Raw genomic sequence first — 22,288 nt, 5'->3', positions numbered from 1 at the left:
TCGGGGGGCCTGTGGATCGGGGAGGTTGCCGGCCCCTGGGGATTGCGTGGCTGTCGGTCGCGTCGGATCGGGTGGCTGTCGGTTCCGGCCGGGGTGGCCGATGTGACTCGGGGACCCCTCGATTTGCCCCTTTGATCGGGCCAAGGGGCAGGTGGTGTCAACCTGCCCGATCTGCCATTGCAAGGGGCAAATTCCCCGGGTAAAATCGGCCACTGGTCCAGGGAAGGTGGTGGCTTGCGTTTGTTGTTGTGTTGCTATGGTTTTGTCAGCATTCTTAGTACTAGGTCTGCGTAGAGGTTGCCGATTTCTTCTGGGGTTCTCTTGCCGTCTGGGCGGTACCACCTGGCCACGTCTATGCAGAGTGAGAGTACGGCCAGGGCTGCGCCCTTGTGGTCCGGGGCTTCGAAGACTTCTGTTCTTACGCCTTCTTCTACTATGTGGCGCATGTGGGTTTCTATTTTGCGCCTGAGTTCCACTACTACCGCGTGGTGTTCTGGTGAGAGTGATCCCAGTTCGTACTGGACCACTCTTGCCGTGGTGCGGAATTCCGCGTGCCAGCGGGCGAAGGCCGCCACTGTTCTTGCCATGCGGTCTTTGGGATTTGGGTCTTGTACCGCTGTCAGGACTTTGAGCGATCGTTCGTGGCCGACCTTGCTGATCTGGAACAGCAGGTCTTCCTTCGAGCGGTAGTGGATGTAGACCGCTGCCGGGCTCATGCCCGCTCTGGCGGCGATGTCCCTGGTGGTGGTGGCGTGGTAGCCCTTGTCCGCGAAGGCCTGGGCGGCGGCGATGAGCATGCGTCTTGCTGCGTCCGGGGTGATGGCGTCGTGCCAGGACTGGTCGAGCAGGGCGAACTCGCCTTCACCCAGGCTGGTCATGTGTCCTCCGGACGTGTTGACAGGGGTGTGGATCGTACTGCAATCTAAGCGCGCGCTTAGAACCTAAGCAACCGCTTAGTATGCCCGTTTGAGGAGGCTTCCAGTGCAGCGGACGCTGTTCGACGCTGACCACCACGCGTTCCGGGAATCGGCACGGGAGTTCGTCGACCGCACGTTGCGGCCGAACTACGAGAAGTACGTGGAGCAGCGGTTCATCGACCGCGAGGCGTGGCTGGAAGCCGGGCGCCAGGGGCTGCTCGGGCTTGAGGTGCCGGAGGAGTACGGCGGCAGCGCGGCCGGTGACTACCGGTTCAACGCGGTGTTCGGCGAGGAGCTGTGCAAGCTCAGCGCGGGTGTCGCGTCGTGCATCGGGATCCACGGCGACGTGGTCGCGCCCTACCTGGTCGACCTCTGCACGGAGGAGCAGAAGCAGCGGTGGTTGCCGCGGTTCTGCTCCGGTGAGATGACCACGGGCATCGGCATGACCGAGCCGTCGGGCGGGTCCGACCTGGCCGCGTTGCGCAGCGTCGCCGTGCGCGACGGGTCGGACTGGATCCTCAACGGGTCCAAGACGTTCATCACCAACGGGTACTCGGCCGACATGATCATCGTGGCCGCGCGCACCTCGCCCGACAAGGGGGCGAAGGGCATCACGCTGTTCGCCGTCGAGACCGGGATGAAGGGGTTCGAGCGCGGGCGGAAGCTGGACAAGGTCGGGCAGCCCGAGTCGGACACGGCGGAGCTGTTCTTCAGCGACGTGCGGCTGTCCGCCGAGCAGGTCATCGGCGAGGTCGACCGCGGGTTCATCTACATGATGGAGCGCCTGCCGCAGGAGCGGATCGGTGGCGCCATCTCGAACCTCGCGCACGCCGCGCAGATCCTGATCGAGACGGTCGAGTACGTGAAGGAGCGCAAGGCGTTCGGGCAGTCGATCGGCTCGTTCCAGCACAACAAGTTCCTGCTCGCCGAGCTGGCCACGAAGGTCGACGTCACGCAGGCGTTCCTGGACCAGTGCACGCTGGCGCACACCCGCGGCGAGCTGACGGCCGTGGACGCGGCGAAGGCGAAGTACTGGAGCGCGGACGTGCAGAACGAGGTGCTCGACGCGTGCGTGCAGCTGCACGGCGGCTACGGGTACATGACCGAGTACCGCGTCGCCCGCGCGTGGATGGACGCTCGGGTCACGAAGATCTGGGCCGGGTCGAACGAGATCATGAAGGAACTCATCGGCCGCGACCTGGGCCTGTGACCACCTACCCGGAAAGGCTCTGCTGACATGGGAATCCTCGACAAGTTCCGGCTCGACGGCCAGGTCGCCATCGTCACGGGCGCCTCCTCCGGGCTCGGCGTGGCGTTCGCCAAGGCGCTCGCGGAAGCGGGCGCGGACGTGGTGCTCGCGGCTCGGCGCGCGGAGAAGCTGAAGGACACCGCGCGGCTGGTCGAGTCCGCGGGTCGCCGGGCGCTCATCGTGCAGGCCGACGTGTCGCTGCCCGAGGACTGCCGTCGGATCGCGCAGGAGGCGGCGGGGTTCGGGCCGGTGTCGGTGCTGGTGAACAACGCGGGTGTGGGCACGGCCGTGCCCGCGTCGCGGGAGACGCCGGAGCAGTTCCGCGGGGTCATCGACGTGAACCTCAACGGGGCGTTCTGGATGGCGCAGGCCGCCGCCGCGGCGATGAAGCAGGGCGGTTCGATCATCAACATCTCCAGCGTGCTGGGGTTGATGTCCGGTGGGCTGCCGCAGGCGGCGTACTCGGCGTCCAAGGCCGGGCTCATGGGGTTGACCAGGGACCTGGCGGCGCAGTGGAGTTCCCGCAAGGGGATCCGGGTCAACGCCATCGCGCCCGGCTACTTCGCCAGCGAGATGACCGACACCTACCCGGACGGGTACTTGGAGGGGAACCTGGCGCGGACGCCGATGTCGCGGATGGGTGACCCCGAGGAGTTGGCGGCGGCGGTGGTCTTCCTGGCTTCCGCGGCCGGTGGGTACGTCACCGGCACCACCCTGGTGGTCGACGGCGGGATCTCGATCGGCGGCTGATCCCCTTCCCCCGGACCCCGCGCACGGTCGTCCGCCGTGCGCGGGGTTCGTCGTTCCGGTCCGATGAGGACCCGTGCCACGATGGGCCGGTGAAACTGGACCGGGTGCTGGTCGTCGACGTCGAGGCCACCTGCTGGGACGGCGACCCGCCCGCCGGCGAGACGTCGGAGATCATCGAGATCGGCGTGTGCGAGCTGGACGTCGAGTCCGGTGAGCGGCTGGGCAAGCACAGCATCCTGGTGCGGCCCGAACGGTCGACGGTCAGCGCGTTCTGCACGTCGCTGACGACCCTCACCACCGAGCAGGTGTCGACGGGGGTCACCTACGCCGAGGCGTGCGCGGTGCTGCGCGGGCAGTTCCGGTCCCGCGACAGGGTGTGGGCCAGTTACGGCGACTACGACCGGAAGCAGTTCGAGCGGCAGGGGAACTACCCGTTCGGGCCCCGGCACGTGAACGTGAAGACGCTGTTCGCGTTGAGCCGGGTGCTGCCGCGGGAGGTCGGTCTCGCCGAGGCGTTGGCGGTGGCGGGTCTTCCGCTGGAGGGCACCCACCACCGGGGTGATGACGACGCCTGGAACATCGCCGCCCTGTTCGGGGGAATTCTGCGGGCCACCAGGAGGTAGGTAGGCTTCGGCGGTGACCGTCCCCGAGCGTCTGATCAGCGCCGCGACCGAACTGTTCGCCGCCAAGGGTTTCGACCGGGTGGCCGTACAGGAGGTCGTGGACCGTGCCGGGGTCACCAAAGGGGCGATGTACCACTACTTCGGGTCCAAGGACGACCTGCTGCACGAGATCTACGGCAGCGTGCTGCGGATGCAGACGGAGCGGTTGGAGAAGATCGCGGCGGGCGACGGGTCCGTGGTGGAGCGGCTGCACGCCGCGGCCGCCGACGTGATCGTGACCAGCATCGACAACTTCGACCAGGCGAAGGTGTACTTCCGGTCCGCCGACCACCTGGCCGAGGACAAGCGGTTGGCGATGCGGCTGGACCGGCGGCGGTACCACGAGCGGTTCCGGGCGCTGGTGGAGGAGGGGCAGGCCGCCGGGGTGTTCCGCGCCGACGTCCCCGCGGACGTGACGGTGCACTACTACTTCGGCGCCGTGCACCACCTGGCCACCTGGTACAGCCCGGAGGGAGCGCTGTCGGCGCAGGACGTCGGGCGGCACTACGCGGACCTGCTGGTCGGTTCGCTGCGCCCCTAGTCGGGCGGGAGTTCGTCGGGGTCGCCGAGCAGCGCCAGCACGCCGTCGTGCGTCCGCTTGGTCGCCAGGGCCGCGTCGCGGAACGCGGACGGTTCGTCCCGCGCCAACCTGAGGTAGATCGCGTGCGCCTGCTCCATCGCGTCCGAGGCGGACTCCAGTTCCAGCGAGGCCTTCAGCCGCACCCAGGCGTAGGCCCGCAACGCGCAGGCGGTCATGGCCGTCGCCGATTCGGGGTCGATGCCGGACGGCCAGCCCAGGAGCCGGACGGCGTACTCGGTGGCCTTCAGCGCGTGGTCCCGGTGGCCGGACTCCGCGAGCCGCAGACCGTGGTTGGCCAGGCACGAGATGAGGTCCGGGCGGTAGAGGACCGGGTCGACGGCCACGAGGCGGCGGCAGGTGGACACCGCCTGCTCCGAGGTCTTCAGCGCCTCGCTGCCCTTGCCGACGTCGACCAGCCGCGAGCTGAGGCTGCTGAGCGTCCTGGCGAGCTGGCACTCCACCCGCGCGAGTTCGCGCTGGCCCAGGGCGAGGTGGCCCGCCACCGCCGGACTGGCGCTCGCGACGACCGCGGTCAACCTGGCCGCTCGGGCCAGCCTGGTCTCCAGGTTCCTCGTCGACTGCACGTTGCCGGGGTCCATCGACCTGACGATGGCGTTCACGGACTCCTGGAGGCTGTTCACGGCCGGGGAAGGCTCCTCGTCCAACGGCGCGGGCCCCGGTAATCGGACCCCGAGGCGCCGCATCGCCTTCGCCAGCAGTTCCTCGTAGCGGGACAGGGCGGTCCCGGCGACGTCCGCCCGGATCTCCACCGCTCTCCGGGAGGCCGCCGCGGCGTCGGCGAGCTTGCCCGCGCGGGCCAGGTGGGCGCCCTGGTTGTGCAGGCAGACCGCCAGTTCCGGCGCGTAGATCTCCGGTGCGGCGAAGTGCAGCCGCTCGTAGTGGTCGACGGCGTTCTGGACGTGCGCCAGCGCGAGGTCCCCGAACCCCAGCTCGGCGCACGTCGTCGCGAGGTTGTGCAGGGAAGCGGCCAGCCCCGCCTCGAACACGACCCGGCGGCTGACGGCCAACCGCGTGCGGATCAGCACCGCCTCCTCCGTCGCGTCGAAGGCCGCGGTGAGGTGGCCGAGTTCCGCCCGGTGCGTGCCGAGGTTGTGCAGTGCGCTCGCGAGGTCGGGGGAGAACACGTGGGGGTCGCGGGCGGCGAGGTTCCGGTACAGCCGGACCGCCTCCTCCGCGACGCCGAGCGCCTTCGCGGTCCGCTGCACGCCCGCCAGGTGCATGCCGAGGTTGTTCAGCGTCGCCGCGAGGGTGGGTTCGTGCGCGGTCGGGTCGTTGGCCGCGAGCCGCCGGTGGATGTCCACGGCCTCCTCGACCGTGGCCAGCGCCAGCTCCCGCAGGTTGACCTCGGCCAGGTCCGCGGCCAGGTTGTTGAGCGACGACGCGAGATCGGCCTCGTGCGGGCACCGGTCGACCTCGACGAGCCGCCTGCGGATCGCCACGGCCTCCTGCGACGCCTCCAGCGCCTCCTCCTTGCGGCCGATCCCCGCGAGGTGGGTGCCGAGGTGGTGCAGGGAGAGGGCGAGCCCCGGCTCGTGGGCACTGGGGTGGTCGGCCGCGAGGCCGCGGTAGATCCGCACCGCGGGCTCCGTCGTGCGCAGCGCCTGGTCGAACGCGCCCGCGTTGCCGAGCCTCCAGCCGAGGCCCGTCAGGAGCCGGGCGCGCACCTCGGGTGAGCTGGTGCGCGCGAGCCGGTGGTCGGTCAGCCTCCGCACGAGGGCCGCCGCGGCCGGGTCGAGGTCGGCGTGGTGGTCGGGCAGGAAGGGTTCGATGGCGGCGAGCACCGGGATGTCGGCGGCGTTCGCGACCGCCATCAGCGCGGCGCCCCCCGCCGTGACCGCTCGGCCGGGATCCACGAGCAGCAGGTCCCGCAGGTGCGCGCCCACGTGCGGCCACCGCTTGCCGGACTCGGTCAGCACCGTGATCATCTGGCCGTGCGGTACGCCCTCGTCGATCAACCGCGAGGCGACGTCCACCGTCCACGGGTCGAGCATCCGCGTGGCGTCGTCCCTGCCCGTCGTCCCGGTGGGCAGGCAGTAGGCCAGGAAGTCCTCGCCCAGCCTGTCCGGGTAAACGGGTTCGAGCACCGTCCGGTCGTCGGCGGGCGGGTAGCACGCGCTGTGGTCCGCCAGGATCCGCCCGGCCTCGCAGTCCGACGCCGCGACCCCGAGGCCCCGCAGCACCGTGACGCCCTCGCGGTGGGACACGGGACCGGCCAGGGTGGCGATGAACGCCGCGCGCGCGAGTTCCTCGTGCCGGGACGTGATCGCCCTGGTCTCGCGCATCGCCGCCCAGTGGTCGACCTCCCGGTGCAGGAGGTACTCCGACAGCGCTCCGGGTTCGGTCGGGGGCGACGTCCGCCGGGCGGACGCGTCCACGGCGACGAGCGCGGCCATGTGGATGGTGAGCACCGACCCGTAGGCGCTGTGGTCGAGCGAACCGAGTGGGCGCACGCCGGCGGCGTCCACGCCGAACACCTCGGCGAACCGGTTGCGCGCCGCGGTGAAGACCTCGCGCCTCGACGCGAGGTCCCTCGCGAGTTCCGGGAGCCGTCGGGCGTCGGCGCTGATGCCCAGCTTGCGCAGCGGGTACTGGAGGAGGTCCCAGCACCGGCGGGGCGACCTGGCCAGCAGCAGGATCCGCCTCGCCCCGTTGTGCCGCAGCCTGACGTCCTCGATGAGCGCCAGCAGGTCGCTCCGCGGCCACCGGTCCGCGTAGTCCACGACGACCAGCAGCCCCTCCGCTCCGGCCGGGCCGAGCCCGTCGCAGGCCGCGAACCCCGGATCGCTGCCGTGCTGGGCGAAGACGACCGTCCACCCCGCGGCCACCGACCGGGCCGCGAACTTCACCGCGAGCCTGGTCTTGCCGAACCCGCCCGGCGCGTGCAGCAGCAGGGCGTCGATCCTGGGCGCGCTCCGCCGCCACCGGTCGAGTTCCCGCAGATCGGGTTCCCGGCCGATGAAGTCGACGACCTCGTTGCGCGCCAGCAGCAACTGGCTCGGTTGGCGCCGGGAGGGTTCCGGCAGCGCGGAGTGCTCGGGGCCGGGGAACGACCGCAGGGCGAACCCCCGCTTGGCCGCGTTCACGTGGACGTCGCCGTGGATGGCACCGGTCTGCACGACCGGGCCGATCATGTCGCCGTTGGCGCTGTTGTGGACGGTGCCACCGACAGCTTCTTGAGGGGCGTTGTTCCGCCACCACATGCCGCCACCTCCGAGGAAGTGGACAGGCTAGCCCGGGAACACCGCGGACGAGTTCTCCCGGACGGGCGTGTCGTTCATCCGGGGCCGAGGTGCCGCAATAGTGCGGTTCTGTTGCCGCGCAAGGGTTTCCCGATTTGTGCGGGCCGGATCGCGGGTGACGGGAGCGCGCTCGTCGAGCGGTTCGGCGCGCCCCCGTCACCGGGCGGGCACGCGTTCAGGCCACGAAGAGCACCACGGTTTCCGCCACGCAGCCCGGTTTCGGGTTGCCGTCGATCTCCACCGTCACCTTCACCACGGCCTGCTTGCCCGGCGGGAGGTCGACCACGTCCAGGATCTCCGCCCCCGCCCTCACCCGTGAGCCCACGACGACCGGACTGGGGAAGCGGACCTTGTTCAGGCCGTAGTTCACCCCCATCTTCAGGCCCTCGATGGTGTAGATGTCCTTCACCAGCATGGGGATCAGGGACAGGGTCAGGTAGCCGTGCGCGACCGGCGCGCCGAACGGGCCCGCCTTCGCCTTCTCGATGTCGATGTGGATCCACTGGTGGTCGCCGGTGGCGTCGGCGAACAGGTTGATCTCGTCCTGGGTGATCTCGTGCCACTCGCCGTGGCCGAGGTGCTCGCCCTTCGCCGCGGTGTACTCGTCCAGGGAAGCGAAAACGCGCATGGTCTGTCCCCTCAGTCCTTCGGTCCGCCTGCGACGTAGATGACCTGGCCCGACACGAAACCGGCGCCTTCGCTGGCCAGGAACGAGACCGTGTGCGCGATGTCGTCCGGGGTGCCCACGCGCGCGACCGGGATCTGGCTGGCGGCGGCCTTCTTGAAGTCCTCGAAGTCCACCTTCATCCGCGCGGCGGTGGCGGCGGTCATCTCCGTGGCGATGAAGCCGGGTGCGATGGCGTTGACGGTGACGCCGAACTTGCCGAGTTCGATGGCCAGGGTCTTGGTGAAGCCCTGGAGGCCCGCCTTGGCCGTGGCGTAGTTGGCCTGGCCCCGGTTGCCCAGCGCGGAGGTGCTGGAGAGGTTCACGATGCGGCCCCAGCCCTGCTCGGTCTGGAACCTCTGCACCGCGCGGCTCATCAGGAACGAGCCGCGCAGGTGGACGTTCATGACCGCGTCCCAGTCGTCGTCGGTCATCTTGAACAGCAGGTTGTCGCGGAGGATGCCCGCGTTGTTCACCAGGACGGTCGGCGCGCCGAGCTGGTCGGCGACCTTCTGCACGACCTCGGTCACCTGCGCGGAGTCGCTGACGTCCAGCGCCAGCGCGAGGGCGCGGCCACCGGAGGCGTTGATCTTCTCGGCGGCGTCGGCGCAGCTCTCCGCGTCGATGTCGAGCAGCGCCACGGCGAAGCCGTCCTGCGCCAGTCGCCACGCGGTCGCGGCGCCGATGCCCCGTGCCGCGCCGGTGACGATCGCTACCCTCGATGCGGTTTCTGCGGCCACTGGTTCCTCCTTGAACGAGAGCTAAGCAAGCGCTTAGAAACTACTCCGCGCGGGCTGGCTCGCGCCAGCTAAACGGCATAGCATGTTGCCGGAACCATACCGACTGGTCGGAATGTAGTCACGAGGGAGTTGTGCCGGTGGAGGACCGCAGGTTCGAGGGCAAGGTCGCGCTGATCACCGGTGCGGCGAACGGAATCGGCGCGGGCGTGTCCCGCCGCCTCGCCGGGTCGGGCGCGCACGTCGTCGTCGCCGACATCGACGGCGACCGGGGCAAGGTGATCGCCGACGAGGTCGACGGCCTGTACGTGCACTGCGACGTGCGCGACCCCGAGCACAGCAAGGCGGCCGTCGCGGCGGCCGTGGAGCGGTTCGGCTCGCTGGACCTCGTCGCCCTGAACGCGGGCATCTCCACCGGGTTCGGCCTCGGTGACGACTTCGACCCCGAGCGCTACCGCAGCGTCATGGGCATCAACCTCGACGGCGTGGTCTACGGCGTGCACGCCGCCCTGCCCGCGCTGCGCGCCAGCCACGGCCAGATCATCGCGACCGCGAGCATGGCCGGCATCACGCCGACACCCATGGACCCCGTCTACGGGGCCAACAAGACCGCCGTCGTCGGACTCGTGCGCTCGCTGGCGCCGTCCCTGGTCCGCGACCGGGTCCGGGTCAACGCCCTGTGCCCGTCGTTCGCCGACACCGCCATCATCGCGCCCTTCCGCGAAACGCTCGAGTCGACGAACATGCCGATCATGGAGGTCGCCGACGTCGTCACGGCGTTCATGGCGATCGCCGAGTCGAACGGCACCGGCGAGTGCTGGTTCGTCGTGCCCGGCCGCGAGTCGCAGCCGTTCACCTTCCGCAACGCCCCCGGTCCGCGGTCCGCGACCGGCGAGCGCATGTCCGTCGACCCCGGCGCCTTCGCGACCGGACAGGAGGCCTGACACCCGTGCGTGCCATCCAGATCACCGAGTTCGGCGGACCCGAGGTCCTCACCGAGACCGAGCTGCCCGACCCCGTCGCGGGCCCCGGCGAGGTGCTGATCGAGGTCAGCCGCGCGGGCCTCAACTACGCCGACACCCACCAGGCGGAGAACTCCTACCTGTCGAAGACCGAACTCCCGATCGTGCCCGGCGGCGAGATCACCGGTCTCACCTCCGACGGCCGCCGCGTCGTCGCGCTCACCAGCGGCGGTGGCGGCTACGCGCAGAAGGCCGTCGCGCCCGCCGCGACCACGTTCGACGTGCCCGAGGGCGTGGACGACCTGACCGCGCTGAGCCTCGTCGTCCAGGGCGCGACGGCGTGGCTGCTGCTGCGCCGCAGCGCTCACCTGCTGGAGGGCGAGAGCGTCGTCGTGCACGCCGCCGCGGGCGGGGTCGGCTCGATCGCCGTGCAGCTGGCGAAGCTGTGGGGCGCGGGCCGCGTCATCGCGACCGCCAGCACCGACGACAAGCGCAAGCTCGCGCTCGACCTCGGCGCCGACGTGGCGATCTCCTCGACCGAGGAGAACATGGCGGACGCCTTGAAGGAGGCCAACAACGGCCGCCGCGTCGACATCGTGCTCGACATGACCGGCGGTTCCGTGACGGACCAGAGCATCGCCGCGCTGGCCCCGTTCGGCAGGCTCGTGTTCTACGGCATGGCCAGCCGCGAGAAGCCGACCGCGGTCGACCCGGTCAAGCTGCTCGGCCGCTCCACGGCCGTCATCGGCATGTGGCTGCCGCACGCGTTCCGCCTGCCCGGCCGCGTCGTCCACCAGGCCATGGACGAGCTGTTCACCCTCGTGCGGGAGGGCAAGCTCCGCGCCGTCCCCGGCGGCGAGTACGGCATGTCCGAGGTCCGCCGCGCCCACGAGGACCTGCGTGCCCGCCGCACCAGCGGCAAACTCCTGCTGGACCCCAACCGCTGACGACGAAAGGCCCCTTCCGACATCGCCGGAAGGGGCCTTTCGCGGTCAGGACGTCAGTCGCTCAGCTCGGCCAGGGCCTGCTTCACCTTCGCCAGCTCGGCTTCGAGCTCCTCCATGCGGGTGCGGTGCTGCTCGCGCGCCGCTTCGAGAACCGTCTCGATCCCGCTGAAGATGTCCTCGTGCAGCTCCTTGGCGGCCTTGGACACCGCGATGGCCGGGATGGTGAGGCCCTGCACGACACGCTGGGTGCCGTGCAGCAGGTCTGCCTGCCAGTCCCCGTCCATGGTCCCGGTCACCGTCAGCGTCAGCTCGACGGTCCGCGTCTTCTTCGCCGTGCTCTTGGCCCGCTTGACCGGCTTGGCGGGAGCCTCGTCCGCCACCGGCTCGGCGGGGGCCTCGGCCACCGGCTTCACCGCGGCGGCGTCCGCCACCGGCTTCACCGCGGGCACCGACTCCGCAACGGCCTGGGGGGCCGCCGGGATCGTGGCTTCCACCGCGTCTACCTGGTCACTCTGCTCCGTGAGCGTGTTAGACACGTTCTGGTTTCCTCTCTGGCAATACCGGCTCGACCCGGCAATAGCATAGAACACTTGTTCGATCCGAGAAGCTGAAGGTTCGACAAGCGCCCAGCGCGCCGCAATCGTCCGGCCATCTTCCCACCCCACCAGAACGTCCAAAACACACGACCACGGCTCGGCGGTCCGCGGGAGGTGTGCACCGATCCGGCCGACGGCTCACCCCAGCGGGAACTCCCGCACGGCCCGCTGCCCCTCCACCGGCGACCTCCCGGCGCGAACCTCAGGGAGCTTGCACCAATCCCGCACCCACGTCGGTCGAGGGCGAGGGGAGCCTGCGCGCGGTCTGGGCCAGCCGCGCCCACAGCTCGAACCCCCTGGCCCCGTGCTTCTCGGCCATCAGCGCCGCGACGCCCGCGACGTGCGGGGTGGCCATGCTGGTGCCCTGCAACCTCTTCGTGCCCCCGGCCTTCCAGCTGGAGTGCACGTCGACGCCGGGGCCGACCACGTCCACCGCGCCGACGGTGTCGACGGTCCCGCAGGAGAAGAACGCCGTCGCGCGGTTCACGTCGACGGCCCCGACCGCCATGATCGACGGGCAGTTCGCCGGGTGCCCCACGGGCGAGACGGTGCCGGGCCGCCTGCTGTCGTTGCCCGAGGCGGCCACGATCAGCGTCCCCTTGGCCAGCGCCCGCGACGCCGCCTGCTCGAAGATCGCCGAGTGCGGCGTGCCGGGGCGGACGGTGGCGCCCAGCGACATCGAGATCACGGCGCACCCGTTGGCGATGGCCCACTCGATGCCCGCCAGGATCCCGCCGTCGGAGCCGGAACCGGAGTTGCCCAGCACCTTGCCCGCGTAGATCTCCGCCTCGTGCGCGACCCCGTAACCGGGGCCCGAGGCGGGCGTGCGCGGACCGCACGAGGTGCCGACGCAGTGCGTGCCGTGGCCGTGCTCGTCGTCCACCGCCTCGCCGGTGACGAACGAGCTGGTGGTCACGGTGCGCCCGGCGAAGTCGGGGTGCGCGACCGTGAAACCGGTGTCCAGCACCGCGACCCGGATCCCCTTGCCGGTGGCGGTGCTGAGGCCGGCGCCCACGGCCTGCAAGCCCCAGGTGAAGACGCTCTCGTCCACGGCCGCGGCCGAAGCGGTCTCGTCCGCGTCCGTCGTGGTGATGGCGTGCACGACCCGCTCGGCCTCCACGGCGAGCACCGGGCCGGGCTCGTCGATCGCGCGGTTCAGGCCGGGGAGCTGGTCGGGGGTGGCGTCCACGAGCGCGATGCCCAGCTCGTGGAAGATCACCCCGTCCGTGCTGGCGATCTGCTCGGCCACGGTGTCGGCCGTGGTCGCGACCTGGATGCCCGCGACGCGGTTCAGCTCGCGGACGCCCGCTGCGGTCGAGTTGTTCTCCAGGAGCACCAGGAAGCGACCCGTGGTCTCGGCACTCGTCGGCTGTGACATGAGGACCCCCTTCGGGGAGGTGGCGGCGGTCAACCTCTGCCGGTAGTGAGACGCCGACGACCTCGCAGATACCGGGGTTCACCCGGATGCCGCAACCGGTTCAGGCGGTTGCCGCCTCCCGCGCACCGCGGCGCTTGCGCACCAGACCGACCACCGGCTCGACGATGCGCGCCGCCACCGGCCCCAGCACCGCCATCAGCAGCACGTACGCCGTCGCCAGCGCCGCGAGCTTCTCGTCCACCGCGCCGGACGCGACCGTGAGGCCCGCGATGACGATGGAGAACTCGCCGCGCGCCACCAGCGCCGCACCCGCGCGGGCCCGGCCCAGCTTCGCGATGCCCTGCCGCTTCGCCGCCCACCAGCCGGTCGCGACCTTCGTCAGCGTCGTCACGACGGCCAGCGCCACGGCCGCGCCGAGCACCGGCGGGATGGACGCGGGGTTGGTGTTGAGGCCGAACACGACGAAGAACATCGCGGCGAACAGGTCGCGCAGCGGCTCCAGCATCCGGGTCGCGTTCTCCGCCGTGGAACCGGAGATCGCGATGCCCAGCAGGAACGCGCCGACCGCGGCCGACACCTGGAGCTGCGAGGCGATGCCCGCCACCAGCAGCGCGGAGCCCAGGACCTTGAGCAGGAACACCTCGTGGTCCGGGGAGTCCACGATGGCCGACACGAACCGGCCGTACTTCAGCGCGACCACCAGCACGACCGTGATCGCGGCCAGCGAGATGCCCACCGCGCTCAGGCCGCCGAAGAAGCTCACGCCCGCCAGCACGGCCGTCAGGATCGGCAGGTAGACCGCCATCGCCAGGTCCTCGAACACCAGCACCGACAGCACGACCGGCGTCTCCCGGTTGCCGAGCCTGCCGAGGTCGCCGAGGACCTTCGCGATGATGCCGGAGGAGGAGATGTAGGTGACGCCCGCCATCGCGAGCGCGCCGACCGGGCCCCAGCCCAGCAGCAGACCGGCGACGGCGCCCGGCGTCGCGTTGAGGACGATGTCGAGCAGACCGGCCATCCACGACCGCTTGAGGCCGGTGACCAGTTCGCTCGCCGAGTACTCCAGACCGAGCAGCAGCAGGAGGAGCACCACGCCGATCTCGCTGGCGAGGTGGGTGAACTCCTCGATGCCGTCCAACGGGATCAACCCGCCGTGCCCGAAGGCCAGGCCGCCGATCAGGTACAGCGGGATCGGGGAGATGCCGATCTTCCACGCGACTCGGCCGAGCAGGCCCAGCCCGAAGAAGACCGCCCCGAGTTGGATCAGTGCGATCGCGGTGGTGTGCACGGGTGCTCAGCCACCGCCCAGGATCTCGGCGGACGCCGCGAGGCCGTCCGACGTGCCGACGACCACGACCAGGTCACCACCCGTGAACACGAAGTCCGGGCGCGGCGAGGGGTGCACGGTGCCCGCGCGCACGACGGCGACGATGGACGCGCCGGTCCTGGTGCGCAGCTGGGTGTCGCCGAGCTCCCCGCCGTCGAACCGCGAGCCGGGCACGATCGGGAACTGCTTGGTGTCGATCCCGGTGACCTCGCTGTGCTGGTCCTCCAGGTGCGCCACGAGCTGCGGCGCGCCGAGCAGGCCTGCCAGCGTGCCCGCTTCCTGCGGTGTCAGCGGTATGGAGGCCGAACACGCGTCGGGGTCGTCGGTCTTCGACAGGATGAACTCGAACTTGCCGTCGCGGTAGGTGATCACCCCGATCCGGCGACCCGATCGGATCATGAAGTCCTGGCGGGTGCCGATCCCCGGCAGTGGCGTCACCTCGACGTTCATGCCCGCAGCCTACCTTCACGTCCGATGACCGGATTGCCGACCGCAGTACCGTGCCGGCATGACGGGATGGCTCCAGCCGGTGCGGCGCGGGTGGGTCGTGCGCGACCGCGTGCCCGGCCCGGACGTGGACGAGTTCGCCGAACCCGACCGCGTGGTCCAGGCCCTCGCCGGGCCCGGCGGCGGCCGGGGCACGCTGCTCGCCGTGCAGCACCCGCACCGCACGCCCACCGCGCTCGCCGCGGGGACGGGTCTGGTGGAGTCGCTGCCGGTCGCGCGGGCTGCGCTCGCGGAACTGCTGCGCCGGTCCTACCGGCCGGTCGCCGACGTGGTCGCGCCGTACTGGGTGGACGGCCCGGACGGGACGGCGTGCGGGCTGCTGTGCCTGGTCGACCCCGCCGCGGTCGACGCCGACGGGATCAGCCGGGTCCGGCACAGCGAGCAGGTCTACCCCGAGGTGGTGGCCGAACGCGCCCGCGTGCTCGCCGGGCTCGGCGTCGCCACCAGCGCCGCGATGCTCGTGCCGGTCGCCCCGCGCGACGACCTGACCACCCTGCTGCACGCCGCGTTCGACCGCGAACCCGCCGTGTCGCTGGTCGACTCCGGCGGACGGCGGCACCGCGTGTGGCTCGTCGGGCCCGGCGACGCCCAGGACACCCTCCTCGACGCGGCGGGCGCCCACCCCCTGCTCGTCGCCGACGGCAACCACCGGGTCGCCGCCGCGGCCGCCGCGGGCCTGAGCGGACTGCTCGCCCTGGTCACGGCGGGGCCCGCCCTGCGGATCGGCCCGATCCACCGCGCCCTCGTCGACACCGGCCTGTCCGCCGACGACCTGGCCGCGGCCTGGCGCGGCGTCGGGCTGCGCGTCGACGACCTGCCCGCCGTGCGACCGCCGGAACCCGGCGCCGTCGTGGTGGCGTGCCGGGACCGCGTGCTGCGCGTCGAGCTGCCGGCGCCGGGGATCGACCACGCCACCGTGGAGTCCCTGCTGCTGGAGAAGGCCCTCGGCCTCGACCCCGAGTCCCCGCGGGTGCGACCGGTGACCGACGAGCGGTGGCGGTCGATCGCGGCCGACGCCGTGCTGCTCGTGGCCCCGTGCCGCTGGCCGACGTGCTCGCCGTGCACGCGGCGGGGGAGCGGATGCCGCGCAAGAGCACCTACTTCACCCCGAAACCCCGCAGCGGTCTGCTGCTCGCGGACCTGTCCTGACTAGAGTCCACCGAATGGCGGTACGAGCGATTCGCGGCGCGACCCAGATCGACGCCGACGACCGCGACCAGGTGCTGGGGGCGACGGCCGAACTGGTCCGGGAAGTGCTGACGCGCAACGGCCTCACCAGCGACGAGGTCATCAGCGTCATCCTGACCGCGACACCGGACGTCGTGTCCGAGTTCCCGGCCTACGCGGCGCGGCGGGCGGGGCTGGACGACGTGCCCCTGCTGTCCGCGACCGAGATCGCGGTGCCCGGCGCGATGCCGAGGGTGATCCGGCTCATGGCGCACGTCGAGACGGACCTGCCGCGCTCGGCGGTCAAGCACGTCTACCTGCGGGGTGCCGCGGCCCTGCGCACGGACCTGAAGCAGCGGTAACCACGCCTGGTGCGTGCGTGGCGCTCCGCACCAGGCACAATGGGGGGCTGCGGGCGCCGGTACATCGCGACCCGCGTCATCGACATCAGGAGGAAGTCGCGGTGGGACAAGGTGAGCTGCGTGGCGTGGTGGCCCTCGACGGGCCTTCCGGCACCGGCAAGTCCACCGTGGCCCGCAGGCTGGCGGCCATCCTGGGCGCCCGGTACCTCGACACCGGCGCGATGTACCGCGCCGTGACCCTCGCGGTGCTGCGCGCCGGGGTCGACCCGCTCGACACCGAACGGGTGATTTCCATCGCACGGTCGTCGCGCCTGGTGCTCGGCACCGACCCGGCCCACGCGACCACCACGCTCGACGGCCAGGACGTCGGCACCGAGATCCGCGGCGCCGACGTGACCCTCGCCGTCTCGCCCGTGTCGGCCGTGCGCGAGGTCCGCGAACTGCTCGTCGCCGAGCAGCGCCGGATCATCGCCGAGGCCGACGGCATCGTCGTGGAAGGCCGCGACATCGGCACCGTCGTCGCCCCCGACGCCGAGCTGAAGGTGTACCTGACGGCGTCCGCCGAGGCGCGCGCGCAGCGCCGCACCAGGCAGGACACCGCCGCCGGGCGCTCCTCCACCGTGGACGCGACGCTGGCGGACGTGCAGCGGCGCGACAACTACGACTCGACGCGCGCGGTGTCGCCCCTGCGGCCCGCGGACGACGCGGTCGAGGTCGACACGACGTTCCTGGACCTCGCGGGCACCGTCGACGCGCTCCTCGACCTGGTCGACCGGCGCGGTCTCCGGGTGGCGGACCGGGTGACCAGGTGACCGACCTGAACGATTTTCGCTACAGAAGTGTGAGTGGAGAAGCAAAGTGACGGACTTGGACGGCACGTGGACGGACGAGTCCGACTGGTCGGCCTTCGACGGTGACGGCTCGGGGGACGGCGAGGACGGCGTCGCCGTGCCGCAGCCGACGCTGGCCGTGGTCGGACGGCCGAACGTGGGCAAGTCGACCCTGGTGAACCGCCTCATCGGCCGCCGCGAGGCGGTCGTGCAGGACGTGCCCGGCGTGACGCGCGACCGCATCGCCTACGACGCGCTGTGGAGCGGCCGCAAGTTCACCGTGGTGGACACCGGCGGCTGGGAGCCGGACGCGACCGGCCTCCAGGGCGCCGTCGCCGCGCAGGCCGAGCTGGCGATGGCCGCGGCGGACGTGATCCTGCTGGTCGTGGACGCGACCGTCGGCGCGACCTCCACCGAGGAGGCCGTGGCCAAGATCCTGCGCCGCTCCAAGCGGCCGGTGCTGCTGGTCGCGAACAAGGTCGACGACGAGCGGCTGCTCGCCGAGACCGCGTCCCTCTGGTCGCTGGGCCTCGGCGAGCCGTGGCCGGTCTCCGGTCTGCACGGCCGCGGCTCCGGCGACCTGCTCGACGCCATCCTCGCCGCCCTGCCGGAGAGCCCGCGCGACGACTTCAAGCCCGTCACGGGCCCCCGCCGCGTGGCGCTGGTCGGCAAGCCGAACGTCGGCAAGTCCAGCCTCCTCAACCGCCTGACCGGCGAGAACCGCTCGGTCGTCGACGCGGTCGCGGGCACCACCGTCGACCCGGTCGACTCCATGGTCGAGCTGGACGGCGAGGTGTGGCGCTTCGTCGACACCGCGGGCCTGCGCAAGCGCGTGAACTTCGCCAGCGGCGCCGAGTACTACGCGTCGCTGCGCACCAAGGCCGCGATCGACTCGGCCGAGGTCGCCATCGTGCTCCTCGACGCGAGCGAGCCGATCAGCGAGCAGGACCTGCGCGTGCTCACCATGGCCGTCGAGTCCGGCAAGGGCATCGTGCTGGCCATGAACAAGTGGGACCTCGTCGACGAGGACCGCCGCAAGGAGATGGTCCGCGAGCTGGAACGCGGCCTCGTGCGCGTGCCGTGGGCGGAGACGGTCAACATCTCCGCGCTGACCGGTCGCGCCGTCCGCAAGCTGGCCCCGGCCCTGCGCACCGCGCTGGCGTCGTGGGACACCCGCGTCCCGACCGGCAAGCTCAACTCGTGGCTGACGGCCCTCATCGCCGCCACCCCGCCGCCGGTCCGCAGCGGCAAGCAGCCCAAGGTCCTGTTCGCGACCCAGGCCGCGACCAGGCCGCCGACGTTCGTGCTGTTCACCTCCGGCTTCCTGGAGGCGGGCTACCGCAGGTTCATCGAGCGCAAGCTCCGCGAGGAGTTCGGCTTCGTCGGCAGCCCCGTCCGCGTCTCCGTGCGCGTTCGCGAGAAGCGCGGCTTCAGCGGCAAGCCCGGCGACAAGCGCGGCAAGAAGTAGCGCACCCCTGTTGCCCGCGGCGGCCGGATGAGGTCTCCTGGGCGACGTGGCGGTGCGACTGGTGCTGGCGGACGACGAGCCCCTGCTCAGGCGGGGGCTCAAGGTCCTGCTGGAGACCGACGACCGCATCCGGGTGATCGCCGAGGCCTCGGACGGCGCCGACCTGCTCGACGTGGTCTCCCGCGTCCAGCCGGACGTGGTCCTGGTCGACGTCCAGATGCCGGGCGTCGACGGCCTGGAGGCGCTGCGCCGCCTCCGCGACCTCCCCGACCCGCCCGTGGTCGCGATCCTGACCACGTTCGACCTGGACGACTACGTGGCCACGGCCCTCGACCTGGGCGCCCAGGGCTTCCTGCTGAAGGACGCCGAACCGGACGCCCTGGTCAGGGCCGTGCTGGACCTGGCAGCCGGCGGCGCGGTCCTGGACCCCAGGATCACCGCCCGCCTCCTGCCGAGGCTGCGCGGCTCCGGCCTGCGCGAGAACCACCAGCTCGAAGGCCTCACCGGCCGCGAGCGCCAGGTCCTCGACCTGCTCGCCGACGGCCAGCCCAACGCCGCCATCGCCCTCAACCTCGGCCTCACCGAGGCCACCGTGAAGAGCTACGTCTCAGCGCTCCTCACCAAGCTGGGCGTCGAGAACCGCGTCCAGGCCGCGCTGGTGGCCCAACGCGCGAACGGCGTCACGTGGTGACCCTCCGCCGCGCCGCACTGGAACTCCTCGCCGTCGGCGTTCCCGCGGCCATGGTCGTCATGGCGGGCACGTACCCGTTCACCTGGTCGGTCCCGACCGCCCTGGCCGCGTGCCTCGCGCTCCCGCTGCGCCACCGCTGGCCCTGGCTGACCACCGTCCTCTGCCTGCCCGCCATCTGCGGCGGCCTGGGCTGGCCACCCGCCGTGGTCGCCTTCTACCGCACCGGCCGCCGAACAAGGGACCACAGGATCCCGACGGCCTGCGTCCTGCTGGCCACCGCCGTCCCCACGACGTTCGTCGTGCTCAACGAACGCCTGCCCCCGAACCAGGCCCTCCTCACCCTGGCCTACACGTTCTTCATGTCCGCCGCCCCGGCCGCCATAGGCGCCCTCATCACCGCCAGGCAGGACCTGACCACCAGCCTCGCCGAGACCGGCCGAGCCCGTGAGGCCGAACTGGAAGCGCTCGAAGCCACGGCCAGGGCGTCGGAACGGGCCAGGATAGCCAGGGAGATCCACGACGCCGTGGGCCACCACGCCACCCTCATAGCCGTGGAATCGGCCGCCCTGGCCGCCACCACCGCCGAGGAACGCACCAGGGACGCGGCGCTGCGCGTGCGCGAACTCGCCAAGGAGACGCTGGCCGAGATGCGAGCCGCCCTGGGTCTGCTCAACGCCCCCCGCGAACCGGCCGAGGGCTACACCGACCTGCCCCACCTGGTGGACCGAGCCCGAGCCGCGGGCCTGCCCGTCGACTTCGACGCCACCAACGCCACCACCCCCGGCCCAGCCGCGGGCCGAGCCGTCTACCGCGTCATCCAGGAAGCGCTCACCAACGTCACCAAGCACGCCCCCAACGCCCCCGTGCGAATCCGCCTGACCACCCACAACCACCACCTGCACGTGACGGTGACCAACGCGCCCCCACTCCACCGCCCACCCCAGCAAGACCCCGGCGGCACAGGCCTGCACGGCCTCTCCGAACGGGTGACCCTCCTGGGAGGCACCTTCACCGCGGCCCCGACCTCCGACGGCGGCTTCACCGTGGAAGCCACGCTACCGACCGGTAGGACGAAAGTTGACCGAGAACACTCGACTTATGGCGGTGGTGAACGAAACCCGACGAACGCATAGTTGCGCTGGTCGATCGACTATCGGGGGGCCGATCGGGACCGAGGGGAGCAGGAGCCCGCCGCACTGGCGGGCTCCTGCTATATAGGCTGGTCAGGGGGTATGTGGGGGGCCGTGCGGGAGGGGATTGGGCGGTGCGCTAAGCTTTCCGAGCACCCCGCAAGGGAGTGTGGCCGGGACGTGGCGCAGCTTGGTAGCGCACTTGACTGGGGGTCAAGGGGTCGCAGGTTCGAATCCTGTCGTCCCGACGGTCGAAAAGCCCGTCTGATCAAGGCATAGTGCCAGATCAGACGGGCTTTTTCATGTTCGCGTATTGATCTTGTGATGATCCACTTTCGGGGCTGGCTGTGGACCACTTGTGGACCGTCGTGTTACCTGGTCGCACCAGACAGCGGCGCTCCAGGATGCGAAGCAGGGTGCTCGATCTGGTCGGAGTCGTCCTTAGCTACCTGGCAAAGAGCTATTGCCCATCAGGTCTGGGGACCGTGTAGCGGTAGGAGACGGGTGCCAGATCAATATCGTCGATCTTCCACGGATGCGTCACGTGAAGGTCGCCACCGGAGGCGGTCAGTTCGCCGTCGGGACGGTCCAGCCGGATTGACTGCACAACCATTAGGGCTGTGTTGGGGTGCTGCTCCTTCATCAATCTCACCTCGCCATGAGTGAGTACCACCTCGGTGCCGAGCGAAGTCGTCCCCTTCACCTCGACAAACAGATGTTTGCCGTCCTCCCTGCTCGCATCGATGTCGTAGGGTTCCGTGGCTCCCACGTCCTTGATCGTGTAGCCCTGGGCGATGAGGTGAGCACTGGCCACGTCCATTGCGCGCCGCTCGATCGCCGACCTCTCCTCGGCACTCAACCGTCTTCCCTGTCCTCGGCTGCCGCGTCGAAGTGCGGCACGTTCACTCGCATCGATCACTTCGGCGATCTCTGGGGCGGGTTCTCCAGGAATGTCGAGCGCTTGGTCCAGTGCGCCGTACAAGTCCGACAAGGCCGACAGCAGGAACCGCAGGTCTTCCGAGAGCACGTCATCTGATGGGAGTGCGTCTACCGGATACGCGAATGCGGCAACCGTCCCAGCCTCGTACCCCGGTGCGAGCTTCTTACCGCGAGCGTTCAACTTGATGGTGCGGGTCAGATCCGGGCGAACTTTCAAGCGATCGTCCAACACCTTGCGCGCCCACTCCACTCGTTGGCGAAGTTCAGGCAGCGGGCGCGTCTTGTACTGGTTGTTTTGCCAGCGGCTTGTGCCCTGCATCAGACAGAGGTAGACGTTGTCACCAGGGGCGTCGAACAGGTAGACCACGTACCAACCGATCGTCGCCGAAGGTGATCGACCAAGCGAGTGAATACGCGCCCAAGGGATCTCGCTGTAAAGCCCAGTCGCGTCACGTGCTTCAACCCGTAGATCGCCAATGTCCACATCAGGATCACTGGACAACGCGTCCAGTTGCCCCCTCAATTGTCCCGCGAGATCCTTCCGGATGAGCTGTCCGCGGCGAACCATGGCATCGGAGTCCTTGGGCGCGTAACTCCGCTGATGCAGAAGAACTTCCCGCAGTGAATCGCGCATCACCCGAGCCTATAGATGATCACGACGCGCGGGGACTGAACGCACCATCGATGAGTGTGGGCTGCGCAGTCGTCGACCCCTCCGTAGACCGTTGCAGGTGCTGTGAGAGCAGCGCTCCCGCGTCGGTGACCGATTTGCGGTTGGGGTGCAGGTACCGCTGCGTAGTGGTGAGCGAGCCGTGGCCGGCGACCTTCTGGAGATGGTGCACCGGAACACCGGCATCGGCCATCCAGGTCAGGCCGGTGTGCCGCAGGTCGTGACGCCGCAGGTGCTCGTAGCCGAACTGGTTCACCACCTCGTCCCAGTGGGTCGCGTCGCGAAAAACGGCGGTGGAGATTCGGCCACCTCGCGGCCCGGTGAACAGCCGGGCGTCGCCAGTTCCGTCCGTCCCGGCGATCCGGCGCGCCACCAACTCGCGGATCTCCTCAATGATCGGCACCTTTCGCGCCCGTTTCCCTTGGTGCCCTTATCGATCAGGCCTCCCGGACCGTTCATGGTCTGGCGCCGGACGTTCCATGTCCACTCGGTGGT

At 70.6% G+C, this 22,288-nt stretch carries 21 protein-coding genes, 1 tRNA gene and 1 pseudogene; 13 read left to right on the top strand and 10 right to left on the bottom strand.

The genetic code is table 11. From position 1 onward, the window contains the following. Positions 1-254: 254 nt before the first annotated feature. The gene (locus AC156L_RS07490; RefSeq protein ID WP_330875475.1) at positions 255-878 is read right to left on the bottom strand and encodes a TetR/AcrR family transcriptional regulator; all 624 of its coding nucleotides are present in this window, start codon (positions 876-878) and stop codon (positions 255-257) included. Positions 879-981: 103 nt separating this feature from the next. Here AC156L_RS07490 and AC156L_RS07485 point away from each other — a divergent pair, with 103 nt between their 5' ends. The 4 genes from AC156L_RS07485 to AC156L_RS07470 all read left to right on the top strand — a co-directional run bounded on the left by AC156L_RS07485 (position 982) and on the right by AC156L_RS07470 (position 4,119). Continuing rightward, positions 982-2,127 (top strand): acyl-CoA dehydrogenase family protein, encoded by a 1,146-nt coding sequence (locus tag AC156L_RS07485; RefSeq protein WP_330875496.1) that lies wholly within the window; start codon positions 982-984, stop codon positions 2,125-2,127. Between the two features lie 27 nt (positions 2,128-2,154). Beyond that, complete coding sequence (locus AC156L_RS07480) at positions 2,155-2,916, top strand: SDR family NAD(P)-dependent oxidoreductase (RefSeq protein WP_330875476.1); 762 nt, start codon at positions 2,155-2,157, stop codon at positions 2,914-2,916. 89 nt (positions 2,917-3,005) lie between these two features. Then, positions 3,006-3,539, top strand: coding sequence for a 3'-5' exonuclease (locus AC156L_RS07475; RefSeq protein WP_330875477.1), 534 nt, complete (start codon positions 3,006-3,008; stop codon positions 3,537-3,539). Between the two features lie 13 nt (positions 3,540-3,552). Then, positions 3,553-4,119: a TetR/AcrR family transcriptional regulator gene (locus tag AC156L_RS07470; protein WP_330875478.1), complete on the top strand. Its 567-nt coding sequence runs from the start codon at positions 3,553-3,555 to the stop codon at positions 4,117-4,119. Here AC156L_RS07470 and AC156L_RS07465 read toward each other — a convergent pair. The 3 genes from AC156L_RS07465 to fabG form a co-directional block, all read right to left on the bottom strand. Continuing rightward, positions 4,116-7,379 carry a tetratricopeptide repeat protein gene (locus AC156L_RS07465; protein ID WP_330875479.1) on the bottom strand — a complete coding sequence of 1,088 codons (3,264 nt, stop codon included), beginning with the start codon at positions 7,377-7,379 and terminating at the stop codon, positions 4,116-4,118. The genes AC156L_RS07470 and AC156L_RS07465 overlap by 4 nt on opposite strands. A gap of 214 nt (positions 7,380-7,593) precedes the next feature. Next, a complete protein-coding gene (locus AC156L_RS07460; RefSeq protein WP_330875480.1) occupies positions 7,594-8,046 on the bottom strand; it encodes a MaoC family dehydratase in 453 nt (150 codons plus the stop codon). 11 nt (positions 8,047-8,057) lie between these two features. Beyond that, positions 8,058-8,822, bottom strand: coding sequence for a 3-oxoacyl-ACP reductase FabG (fabG, locus tag AC156L_RS07455; RefSeq protein WP_330875481.1), 765 nt, complete (start codon positions 8,820-8,822; stop codon positions 8,058-8,060). A 137-nt stretch (positions 8,823-8,959) separates the two neighbouring features. Here fabG and AC156L_RS07450 point away from each other — a divergent pair, with 137 nt between their 5' ends. Together AC156L_RS07450 and AC156L_RS07445 are read left to right on the top strand one after the other, a co-directional pair. Then, positions 8,960-9,763 carry an SDR family NAD(P)-dependent oxidoreductase gene (locus tag AC156L_RS07450; RefSeq protein WP_330875482.1) on the top strand — a complete coding sequence of 268 codons (804 nt, stop codon included), beginning with the start codon at positions 8,960-8,962 and terminating at the stop codon, positions 9,761-9,763. Positions 9,764-9,768: 5 nt separating this feature from the next. Next, positions 9,769-10,728: a quinone oxidoreductase family protein gene (locus tag AC156L_RS07445; protein ID WP_330875483.1), complete on the top strand. Its 960-nt coding sequence runs from the start codon at positions 9,769-9,771 to the stop codon at positions 10,726-10,728. A gap of 53 nt (positions 10,729-10,781) precedes the next feature. Here the strand turns inward: AC156L_RS07445 and AC156L_RS07440 are convergent, their stop codons facing one another. The 4 genes from AC156L_RS07440 to AC156L_RS07425 form a co-directional block, all read right to left on the bottom strand. Further along, complete coding sequence (locus tag AC156L_RS07440; RefSeq protein WP_330875484.1) at positions 10,782-11,222, bottom strand: DUF6319 family protein; 441 nt, start codon at positions 11,220-11,222, stop codon at positions 10,782-10,784. 304 nt (positions 11,223-11,526) lie between these two features. Then, a complete protein-coding gene (locus AC156L_RS07435) occupies positions 11,527-12,702 on the bottom strand; it encodes a S8 family serine peptidase (protein ID WP_330875485.1) in 1,176 nt (391 codons plus the stop codon). Positions 12,703-12,802: 100 nt separating this feature from the next. Next, a complete protein-coding gene (locus AC156L_RS07430) occupies positions 12,803-13,990 on the bottom strand; it encodes a cation:proton antiporter (RefSeq protein WP_330875486.1) in 1,188 nt (395 codons plus the stop codon). 6 nt (positions 13,991-13,996) lie between these two features. Continuing rightward, positions 13,997-14,479 carry a cation:proton antiporter regulatory subunit gene (locus AC156L_RS07425; RefSeq protein ID WP_330875487.1) on the bottom strand — a complete coding sequence of 161 codons (483 nt, stop codon included), beginning with the start codon at positions 14,477-14,479 and terminating at the stop codon, positions 13,997-13,999. 58 nt (positions 14,480-14,537) lie between these two features. Here AC156L_RS07425 and AC156L_RS07420 point away from each other — a divergent pair. The 7 genes and pseudogenes from AC156L_RS07420 (at position 14,538) to AC156L_RS07390 (ending at position 20,432) form a co-directional block, all read left to right on the top strand. Beyond that, a pseudogene (locus tag AC156L_RS07420) lies at positions 14,538-15,685 on the top strand (DUF1015 family protein). Between the two features lie 14 nt (positions 15,686-15,699). Next, the gene (aroH, locus tag AC156L_RS07415; protein ID WP_330875488.1) at positions 15,700-16,065 is read left to right on the top strand and encodes a chorismate mutase; all 366 of its coding nucleotides are present in this window, start codon (positions 15,700-15,702) and stop codon (positions 16,063-16,065) included. A gap of 101 nt (positions 16,066-16,166) precedes the next feature. Further along, positions 16,167-16,877 (top strand): (d)CMP kinase, encoded by a 711-nt coding sequence (gene cmk, locus AC156L_RS07410; protein WP_330875489.1) that lies wholly within the window; start codon positions 16,167-16,169, stop codon positions 16,875-16,877. A 46-nt stretch (positions 16,878-16,923) separates the two neighbouring features. Beyond that, positions 16,924-18,363 (top strand): ribosome biogenesis GTPase Der, encoded by a 1,440-nt coding sequence (gene der / locus AC156L_RS07405; protein ID WP_330875490.1) that lies wholly within the window; start codon positions 16,924-16,926, stop codon positions 18,361-18,363. Between the two features lie 46 nt (positions 18,364-18,409). Then, positions 18,410-19,054 (top strand): response regulator transcription factor, encoded by a 645-nt coding sequence (locus AC156L_RS07400; protein WP_330875491.1) that lies wholly within the window; start codon positions 18,410-18,412, stop codon positions 19,052-19,054. Beyond that, the gene (locus tag AC156L_RS07395) at positions 19,051-20,187 is read left to right on the top strand and encodes a sensor histidine kinase (protein WP_484406709.1); all 1,137 of its coding nucleotides are present in this window, start codon (positions 19,051-19,053) and stop codon (positions 20,185-20,187) included. Before AC156L_RS07400 ends, AC156L_RS07395 begins: the two co-directional genes overlap by 4 nt. A 171-nt stretch (positions 20,188-20,358) precedes the next feature. After that, positions 20,359-20,432: transfer RNA gene (locus AC156L_RS07390), tRNA-Pro, on the top strand. A gap of 212 nt (positions 20,433-20,644) precedes the next feature. Here AC156L_RS07390 and AC156L_RS07385 read toward each other — a convergent pair. Continuing rightward, positions 20,645-21,757: an MrcB family domain-containing protein gene (locus tag AC156L_RS07385; protein WP_484406707.1), complete on the bottom strand. Its 1,113-nt coding sequence runs from the start codon at positions 21,755-21,757 to the stop codon at positions 20,645-20,647. Positions 21,758-21,776: 19 nt separating this feature from the next. Beyond that, positions 21,777-22,196 carry a tyrosine-type recombinase/integrase gene (locus AC156L_RS07380; RefSeq protein WP_484406706.1) on the bottom strand — a complete coding sequence of 140 codons (420 nt, stop codon included), beginning with the start codon at positions 22,194-22,196 and terminating at the stop codon, positions 21,777-21,779. Positions 22,197-22,288: the final 92 nt, after the last annotated feature.

Source organism: Umezawaea sp. (genome assembly GCF_057122925.1).
This window is presented reverse-complemented; position numbering and strand designations above follow the sequence as displayed.

Bases quoted from the DNA above. Each gene is read 5' to 3' on its own strand.
- AC156L_RS07490 (WP_330875475.1), bottom strand. From the start codon at position 878: ATGACCAGCCTGGGTGAAGGCGAGTTCGCCCTGCTCGACCAGTCCTGG.
- AC156L_RS07480 (WP_330875476.1), top strand. From the start codon at position 2,155: ATGGGAATCCTCGACAAGTTCCGGCTCGACGGCCAGGTCGCCATCGTC.
- AC156L_RS07465 (WP_330875479.1), bottom strand. From the start codon at position 7,379: ATGTGGTGGCGGAACAACGCCCCTCAAGAAGCTGTCGGTGGCACCGTC.
- AC156L_RS07460 (WP_330875480.1), bottom strand. From the start codon at position 8,046: ATGCGCGTTTTCGCTTCCCTGGACGAGTACACCGCGGCGAAGGGCGAG.
- AC156L_RS07435 (WP_330875485.1), bottom strand. From the start codon at position 12,702: ATGTCACAGCCGACGAGTGCCGAGACCACGGGTCGCTTCCTGGTGCTC.
- AC156L_RS07425 (WP_330875487.1), bottom strand. From the start codon at position 14,479: ATGAACGTCGAGGTGACGCCACTGCCGGGGATCGGCACCCGCCAGGAC.
- aroH (WP_330875488.1), top strand. From the start codon at position 15,700: ATGGCGGTACGAGCGATTCGCGGCGCGACCCAGATCGACGCCGACGAC.
- AC156L_RS07385 (WP_484406707.1), bottom strand. From the start codon at position 21,757: ATGCGCGATTCACTGCGGGAAGTTCTTCTGCATCAGCGGAGTTACGCG.